The organism is Flavobacterium terrae, assembly GCF_900142035.1.
GTDB classification, from domain to species: Bacteria; Bacteroidota; Bacteroidia; order Flavobacteriales; family Flavobacteriaceae; genus Flavobacterium; species Flavobacterium terrae.
In genome coordinates, this window is the sequence record NZ_FQZI01000003.1 from 535,042 (window position 1) to 543,236 (window position 8,195).

Here is an 8,195-nt window from a genome sequence, read left to right on the forward strand (position 1 = left end):
TTAAGCTTTTTTAGATTTTAATTTTTCTCTTCTTCTTTCAGCCCAAGAAATAGCGTGTTTGTCTAAACTAACTGTTAAGAAACGCATAACTCTTTCATCACGACGGAATTCAGTTTCAAAACCAATTAATACATCACCTTCTGCTTGGAATTCAAACAAATGGTAAAAACCAGATTTTTTGTTTTGAATTTCGTAAGCCATTTTTTTCAAGCCCCAATCCTCTTTGGATACCATCTTAGCACCTTTTGAAGCTAAATAATCTTCAAATTTGCTTACTGTTTCCTTTACCTGAGTTTCAGATAAAACGGGATTCAAGATGAAAACAGTTTCATAATGATTCATAATAATAAATTTTATTTGTTAAAAATGTGGGTGCAAAAGTAGTCTTTTTATTTCAATACACAAAACAAAAATCAAATAAATCGATGAAAACCATTTTTTTACATAAAATAGTTTGGTGTTTCAATAAAAAACTATATTTTTAACAAACAAATCTATTAAAAAGACGCTTATGAAATTGAACTGTATTGTTGTTGATGACAGCTCTATTCAGAGAATTTTGGTAACAAAATTAGTAGATGCTCACCCTAATCTATCATTGGTTGGCGAATTTTCTAACGCTGTCGAAACCAAAAATTGCTTGGCTACAAAACAAGTTGATTTGTTATTTCTTGACATTGAAATGCCAGTTATAAACGGATTTAACTTATTAGATGGTCTAAAAGAAAAACCACAAATCATATTTATCACCGCTAAAGCAGAATATGCAGTCAAAGCGTTTGATTATGATGCGACTGATTATCTTCAAAAACCAATAACGAAAGAACGTTTTAATGCAGCCATAAAAAGAGCTATGGATATGTATCAATTACGTCGCGAAAGTGTTGAAGAAGAGGGAGAGCATATCTTTATCAAAAGTAATCTGAAAAAATTAAAAATCTATACTTCTAAAATTAAATGGATAGAAGCTTATGGAGACTATGTAAAAATAGTTACAGAAGATGACAGTCACTTAGTATTGTCTACCATGAAATCTTTTGAAAAGGATTTATCAAAAGAAAAATTCATTAGAGTACATAAATCATTCATTATCAATATTGATAAGATTGAGAAGTTTAACAGTAAATTCGCAGAAATAGGAGTAACAAAAATACCTTTAAGTCGTAACAAAAAAGAAGATTTAGTAAAAGCTTTAGATTCTTAATAATAATCGACATTTACAACAACCTTAATACTTCTGTATTGAGAAATAGCATCAAAACTATTCAGTATTTTCTGGATAGTTTTTTTTGTGTTACCTAAATGATACTCTTGTGGAATCTTGATTAAAATAGTTCGGATATATTCGTTTCTTATTTTGCTCACAGGAGGTTCTTCGGGACCAAGAACTGGAATATCAAACTGTTGCTTTAAAACTTGATATAACCACATGGAACCTTCTTTAAGTTTATCAAAATCTTTATGCTTCAAGGTCAGTTTTATTAGTTTATAATATGGCGGATACTTGTATATGTATCTTTCATATAATTGTTCTTTAAACATTCCTTGATAATCGTTATTAGTAACCTGCTGAATAGTATTATGTAAAGGATTATAGGTTTGAATAATCACTTTTCCTTTTTTATCTGATCGTCCTGCCCTACCCGACACTTGTGTCATCATCTGATAACTTCGTTCAAATGCTCTAAAATCTGGGAAATACAGCATCGAATCAGCATTCAAGATCCCCACAATAGATACATTGTCGAAATCTAAACCTTTGGCTAGCATTTGGGTTCCAACTAAAACATCTATCTCTCTATTTTTAAAGCTATCAATTAACTTTTCAAAAGCATACTTCCCTCTGGTAGTATCTTGATCCATTCTCTTGATATTCTTATTTGGGAATAAATTATTAAGTTCTAATTCAATTTGCTCTGTACCAAACCCTTTTGAAGTTAAATCGATACTTGAACAAGCATGACATCTTGTTGGTTTTGCTATCGTAAATCCGCAATAATGGCAACGCAACTGGTTTTTGAATTTGTGATATGTTAAACTCACATCACATTGTGTACATTGAGGGACATGACCGCAGGTCATACATTCGATGACTGGAGAATATCCGCGTCGGTTTTGAAATAAAATAACTTGTTCCCCTAAAGACAGTGCTTCTGTTATTGCATCAATCAAAGATTGACTGAAATGACCTGTCATTTTTTTTCTAAAATAGGCATCCTTCAAATCGACTAAATGAATTTCAGGCATAATCGCGTTACCAAAGCGTTTATGCAACTCAACCAATCCATATTTCCCTTTTTGCGTATTAAAATACGTTTCAACACTAGGAGTTGCAGATCCAAGTAATACTTTAGCTCCATGAAAATTTGCTAAAACTATGGCAGCATCACGTGCATGATATCTAGGAGCAGGATCTACTTGTTTGAAAGTTGCTTCGTGCTCTTCGTCAATAATTACAAAACCAAGATCTTGAAAAGGTAAAAACAAGGCTGACCTTGCTCCTATTACAACTTGAGCTTTATCTGATTTATTTAAAACCTGATTCCAAACTTCAACCCTTTCATTATTACTATATTTTGAATGAAAAACCGCCACTTTATTACCAAAGTATTTGGTTAATCTAGTAACTAATTGAGTAGTTAATGCAATCTCAGGCAGGAGATACAATACTTTTTTTTCTTGCTGAAGAAATTCTTCAATCAATTTAATATAAACTTCTGTTTTACCAGATGCTGTAACTCCATGCAACAAACAAACATCTTTCTCAGTCAAAACATTTTTTATTTCTTGAAATGCCTGATACTGATCTTCACTGAGTACTATTTTGTTTTCATCAACATCATCAAAAGAAACTCTATCATGCTGAATATAATATTCTTCAAAAATTTCTTTATCAATTAATGCTTTAACAATTGCTGATGATGAACCCGAATACTCTGTTAATTGTTTAACCGAAATAGGTGTTTTTTGAGAAGCCTTTAACTGAAAATAACTTAGCAATAATTCCTTTTGCTTTTGAGCATTTTTAAGAATTTGAAGTAAATCCTCTAACTTATTACTTGACTCAAATTCAGGAATTAATCGAATATAACGAACCAATTTGGGCTTATATTCTTCAACCATCTCCTCTTGTAGAGTTATGATATTTTTAGATAATAATTGCTGAATAACAGGAAATACTTTCCTTTTATTTACTATCGAAGCTGCTTCGCTAATTTTAATTGCACTTTGTTGAGATAAAGCTTCTATGAGTAAAAACTCTTCGTCAGAAAGTTCATTTTTATCAACAAAAGAATCTTTTACAGGAGAGATTAAAGTTTCGCTTTCTAATATCAATGCCGAAGGTAAAGCGCTTTTATACACTTCACCTATCGAACACATATAGTAAGATGCAATCCACTGCCAATGCTTTAATTGCATTTCAGTAACTAAAGGTACATCATCAATGATTTGATGAATTTCTTTGGCTTCATATAACAATGGTTCTACATTATGCAGTTCCATTACTAAACCTGTGTAGAATTTTGTTTTACCAAAAGAAACCGCCACTCTCATGCCGGGTTTCAAGAATTCAAACTCTGCTTCAGAAACTCTATAAGTAAAAGTCTGAGGTAGTGAAAGTGGTAAAATAACTTCTACAAAAAAGTGCATTATTTAATTCTAATCCAAGTTTGAGAACGACCAATAAGAGAAATACCCATATAGCCTCTAACTTCAAGTTTTTCTTTACCAACAGTTTTGATCATGCATTTGTAATGACTTCCTGATTCTGGATCAAGGATTTTCCCACCAGAATATTCATCTCCATCTTTAGAAAGACCTTTAATAATAACCAATCCTAAAACTGGCTTATTTTTATCTGCTCCTTCACATTTAGTACATGTATTATCTCGTCTTGCTTCATTAAAAATTTCAATTATTTTCCCATAAATTTTTCCGTTAGACTCATAAATCTCCACAATTGATTTAGCTTGATTTGTTTTGTCATCGATTGTTTTCCATTTTCCTAAAACAGATTGAGAATACATTTGGGAAATACCAAAAATTAAAAATAGTAAGAAAGTTTTTTTCATTATAAATGGGGATTTTTAGTAGGATGCTGTCTTAGCTTTGCAATTGAGGCATCTAATTCGAAGCCTAAAAGCAATACCATACAGTTAATCCAGAGGTAAAACATAAATATTAATAAAGTTCCTATAGAGCCGTAAAGCTCATTATATTTTGAAAATTTGACTACCCAAATTCCAAAAAAGTAAGATGAAACTACAATTAAAATAGTTGTAAAAACTGTACCAATTGTAATTAATTTTTTCTTTTTAGATTGCTTAATTCCGTATTTGAATAAAATTGCTGTTGCCAGCATTATCATTAAAACAATAAAAATATACCTTCCTAATTCTAAGAGTGAAATTTTATCAGAAACTCTATTAGTCAACACATCTTGAATAATCGTTTTTTGAATAAATATTTCTAAAACAATTATTGCTGTTACTGTTATAATTAACACCATTGTCAATAAAAGAGAAATTAACAATGCTACAAAATATTGTCTAAAATAAGGTCTTTTGACAGTTATGTGCTGAGATGTTTCGAAACCGCTCATAACAGCATTTACACCATTAGTCATTAAAAAAACAGACAAAATAACCCCTGATGAAAGTAATCCTGAATGACTGTTATGCAAAATGTCGTTAATAATATTTTTAATAGCATCAAAAGTTGTTGGAGGTACATTTTCTTGCACAAAAGCCATAAAATCATCTTGAAAACCTTCGATTGGAATGTAAGGAATTAAATTTAGTATAAATAAAGCAAATGGAAACAAAGCCATAAAGAAGCTAAAGGCAATTGCAGCAGCTCTGTAACTTATACCTCCTTGCAAAACTCCAGACAAATAAAAATCAATGAGACCAAATAACGAAACACCCTGCAGCCATGGCAATTTAATATTATCTAAAACAATTACTAATTGTTTGACAACAGGTATTTTCTTTAAAAAATGCTCAGTTTCTGTAGACACTTCGTATTAGTATATTTTAATTTAATTTATTAAGAAACAATTTAATCAATTGCTTTAAGAGACAAATCCATATTGTAAATTGAATGTGTTAACGCTCCCGAAGAAACATAATTTACACCACATTCTGCGTACTGACGAACTGTTTTTTCGTTGATTCCTCCCGAAGATTCTGTTAAACATTTAGTACCAATCATTTGCACCGCTTTTTTAGTATCTTCAAAATTAAAGTTGTCCAGTAATATTCTGTAAACTCCTTCGTTTTCTAGAATTTCAGCAACTTCATTAAGATTTCTCGCTTCAACAATAATCTTTAAATCAAGATTATTTTCCTTAAGGTATTTGTTTGTCTTTTCAATTGCTTTTGTAATTCCACCAGCAAAATCATTATGATTATCTTTAAGCATAATCATATCATACAAAGCAAATCTATGGTTTTCGCCACCAGCAATTTTTACAGCCCATTTTTCAAGAGCTCTAATTCCAGGAGTTGTTTTTCGAGTATCTAAAATTTTAGTTTTTGTTCCGTCTAAAATATCAACAAACACCTTTGTTTTAGTTGCAATGGCACTCATGCGCTGCATCGCATTTAAAACCAAGCGTTCTGCTTTAAGTATCGATTGCGAACTTCCAGAGACATGAAATGCAACATCTCCATATTTAACACTAGCACCGTCATTGATAAATTGTTCTATTTCAAGTTCAGGATCTACATACTTAAAAACCATCTTAGCAAACTCAATACCTGCTATAACGCCTTCATCTTTAACTAATAACTTAGCTTTACCTTTTGCACTTGTAGGTATACAGGCTAATGAACTATGATCACCATCACCTACATCCTCTCGAATTGCGTTTGCAATAATTATTTGAAGTTCCTTTTGAAATTGCTCTTCTGAAATCATATAAAATTGTAATAATAGGCTAAAATACTATATATTTTTAAATATTAAATTTTTTAAAAACCTAAATCAAAATTTAGGCCGAAAGTTATTTTACAAGAAAAAATTGCAATTTTATTACATGAACAATTTATCACTTTTTACATTTGAAATAGGTTTGAATAAAGTCTAAAAAGTGTTTATCGTACAATGTAAAAAAAATCATACTAAAATACGCCTGTTAAACAATTAGTTAAGTTAAAAAAGAATCAAACACTAAGTAACTTTGGCATTCTACAACAAATATGATAGCACTATTTAGCTAAAATATTCAAATAAAATTGTGATAAGACATAGTCACCATTCTTGTTCGGGCTTAGTCGACTTATATACGGCTTTGATACGGCTTTGATATGACTTAAAGTCGAAGTATATTCGAAGTATACTCAAGGCATTACTTACTTTATCTGTTCTCAAGAAACTAATTCGCCAAATTTATCTGATTAAAGATTTTTATTTTTTAAAAAACATTATTTTTGAGTTATTATAAGCCTTTAAAAATGAATTGGAAAGCCAAAGCTGTTTTACATAAAAACACACCTAGAATTGCTGTTTATTTTGAAAAAAACGCGGAATTTATTAGACAAATTAAGACTTTTGAAAATGCTTTATGGTCATCTAGTGAACGCTACTGGCATTTACCTGACACCGAAGAAAACCGATTAAGCTTCAAAATTCCTCTATCAGAAACTTTTACTTTTACCCCTAGTCAAGAAAGAATTGAGAACATTACGGCTTTTAAGAATTATTTAACCTCCAAGCGCTATAGTTCAAATACAATAGCTACTTACTGTGATGCATTAAAATCTTTTTTGACTTTTTTTAACACAAAATCTATAGATCAAATCACTAACGAAGATGTAATTTTATACAATAACAACTATATTTTAAAAAACAAATTATCATCTTCTTATCAAAATCAAATTGTAAATGCTATAAAATTATTTTTTAAGACTGTTGAAGGAAAAACTATTGAAATTGAAAAAATTCATCGTCCAAAAAGAGAAAAAAAGCTTCCGAATGTACTAAGTAAAGAAGAAATAAAATTAATTTTAAATGCCCATGATAACATAAAACATAAATCTATGCTATCCTTACTATATAGCTGCGGTTTAAGAAGAAGTGAACTACTAAATTTAAAACTAACTGATATCGATTCTAAAAGAAATATAATTACTGTAAGACAAGCGAAAGGAAAAAAAGACAGAATTGTACCTTTAAGCAATAAAATTTTAGAAATATTGAGAATTTATTACTTAGAGTGCAAACCAGTTTTTTGGTTATTTGAAGGACAACATAAGAAAGAACAATATTCTGAACAAAGTTTACAAAGCGTATTCAAACAAGCGATAAAAAAAGCCAATATTACAAAACCAGCCACCTTACACTGGCTACGACATAGTTATGCCACACATTTATTAGAAAATGGAACAGATTTAAGATACATACAAGAGCTATTGGGACATAAAAGCAGTAAAACAACAGAAATTTATACCCATGTAAGCACTAAAAGTATCCAATTAATAAAAAGTCCATTTGATGACTTATGATTTTATTGTTACTTTAGCGAATAATCATAACAATAATCATACTTTTACCTTGCAAAAAGGACAGACATGTATGACAGTGTCATACATATACACAAGTTAGCGGTCAGTTTAAGCAGCCTACACAGAAAAAATAATTCCAAAAAAATACGAGATGAATTTTGACGAAATAAATAACGAATTGAGTAACCCAAAATTTAAACTTAATATTGCAAGTTTATTGATTAATATACATTCTACAAATCTTATAAATAGCTATTACTTAAAGTCAATACTAAAACGCCAAATTGAAATATTAGAATTGCAAAAAGGGAAAACAGGACAAGAACTTGAAACTTCTATAGAACTTGAAATCGAGAGATTAGATGACTTGTTTTCAGAATGGTTAAAAGAAGACTTGATAAACGTTATAAACGATTCTTCAACAGAATAATGAATAAAAAGCGTGAAATAAGGAAAACTTAAACCGAACCGCTAACAGCGGTTTGCAGCAATGGCTGCATCCGATTTTCCGTAGCCGGAAAATCGAAAGCCGAAACTTTTGCTATCTTTACAACAAACCAATAAAATCACGCCACTGCGGCAAGCCGCAGAGCGTTATATGCAAGCTTTGTAGCTACGTTGTAAAAATTCGAGTATGAAAAATAAAATGCTTTATTTATTGTTGGTAATCTTAACTTTTTCTTGCTC

The 8,195-nt window shown here is 30.4% G+C and carries 8 protein-coding genes; 3 read left to right on the plus strand and 5 right to left on the minus strand.

Features of this window, described 5'->3' with window-relative positions:
* Positions 1-342 (minus strand): 30S ribosomal protein S6, encoded by a 342-nt coding sequence (gene rpsF / locus BUC09_RS10435; RefSeq protein WP_073311284.1) that lies wholly within the window; start codon positions 340-342, stop codon positions 1-3.
* Between the two features lie 169 nt (positions 343-511).
* Between rpsF and BUC09_RS10440 the strand changes: the two genes are divergently transcribed.
* Entirely contained in the window at positions 512-1,204 is a 693-nt protein-coding gene (locus tag BUC09_RS10440; protein WP_073311286.1) for a LytR/AlgR family response regulator transcription factor, read from the plus strand.
* Here the strand turns inward: BUC09_RS10440 and priA are convergent.
* Genes priA through nadC form a run of 4 tightly spaced genes read right to left on the minus strand, consistent with a single transcriptional unit; the run spans position 1,201 to position 5,922 of the window.
* Positions 1,201-3,651: a replication restart helicase PriA gene (gene priA, locus BUC09_RS10445; protein WP_073311288.1), complete on the minus strand. Its 2,451-nt coding sequence runs from the start codon at positions 3,649-3,651 to the stop codon at positions 1,201-1,203. The genes BUC09_RS10440 and priA overlap by 4 nt on opposite strands.
* Complete coding sequence (locus tag BUC09_RS10450; protein WP_073311290.1) at positions 3,651-4,073, minus strand: DUF2147 domain-containing protein; 423 nt, start codon at positions 4,071-4,073, stop codon at positions 3,651-3,653. The genes priA and BUC09_RS10450 overlap by 1 nt, the downstream gene beginning before the upstream one ends.
* On the minus strand, positions 4,073-5,020 hold the full coding sequence (locus BUC09_RS10455; protein ID WP_073311292.1) for a YihY/virulence factor BrkB family protein: 948 nt from the start codon (positions 5,018-5,020) through the stop codon (positions 4,073-4,075). Before BUC09_RS10455 ends, BUC09_RS10450 begins: the two co-directional genes overlap by 1 nt.
* A 41-nt stretch (positions 5,021-5,061) precedes the next feature.
* Positions 5,062-5,922 carry a carboxylating nicotinate-nucleotide diphosphorylase gene (gene nadC, locus BUC09_RS10460; RefSeq protein WP_073311294.1) on the minus strand — a complete coding sequence of 287 codons (861 nt, stop codon included), beginning with the start codon at positions 5,920-5,922 and terminating at the stop codon, positions 5,062-5,064.
* Between the two features lie 536 nt (positions 5,923-6,458).
* On the opposite strand from nadC, the gene xerA reads away from it, so the two are divergent.
* Positions 6,459-7,508 carry a site-specific tyrosine recombinase/integron integrase gene (gene xerA, locus BUC09_RS10465; protein ID WP_073311295.1) on the plus strand — a complete coding sequence of 350 codons (1,050 nt, stop codon included), beginning with the start codon at positions 6,459-6,461 and terminating at the stop codon, positions 7,506-7,508.
* 151 nt (positions 7,509-7,659) lie between these two features.
* Positions 7,660-7,938 carry a hypothetical protein gene (locus BUC09_RS10470; protein WP_143161907.1) on the plus strand — a complete coding sequence of 93 codons (279 nt, stop codon included), beginning with the start codon at positions 7,660-7,662 and terminating at the stop codon, positions 7,936-7,938.
* Positions 7,939-8,195: the final 257 nt, after the last annotated feature.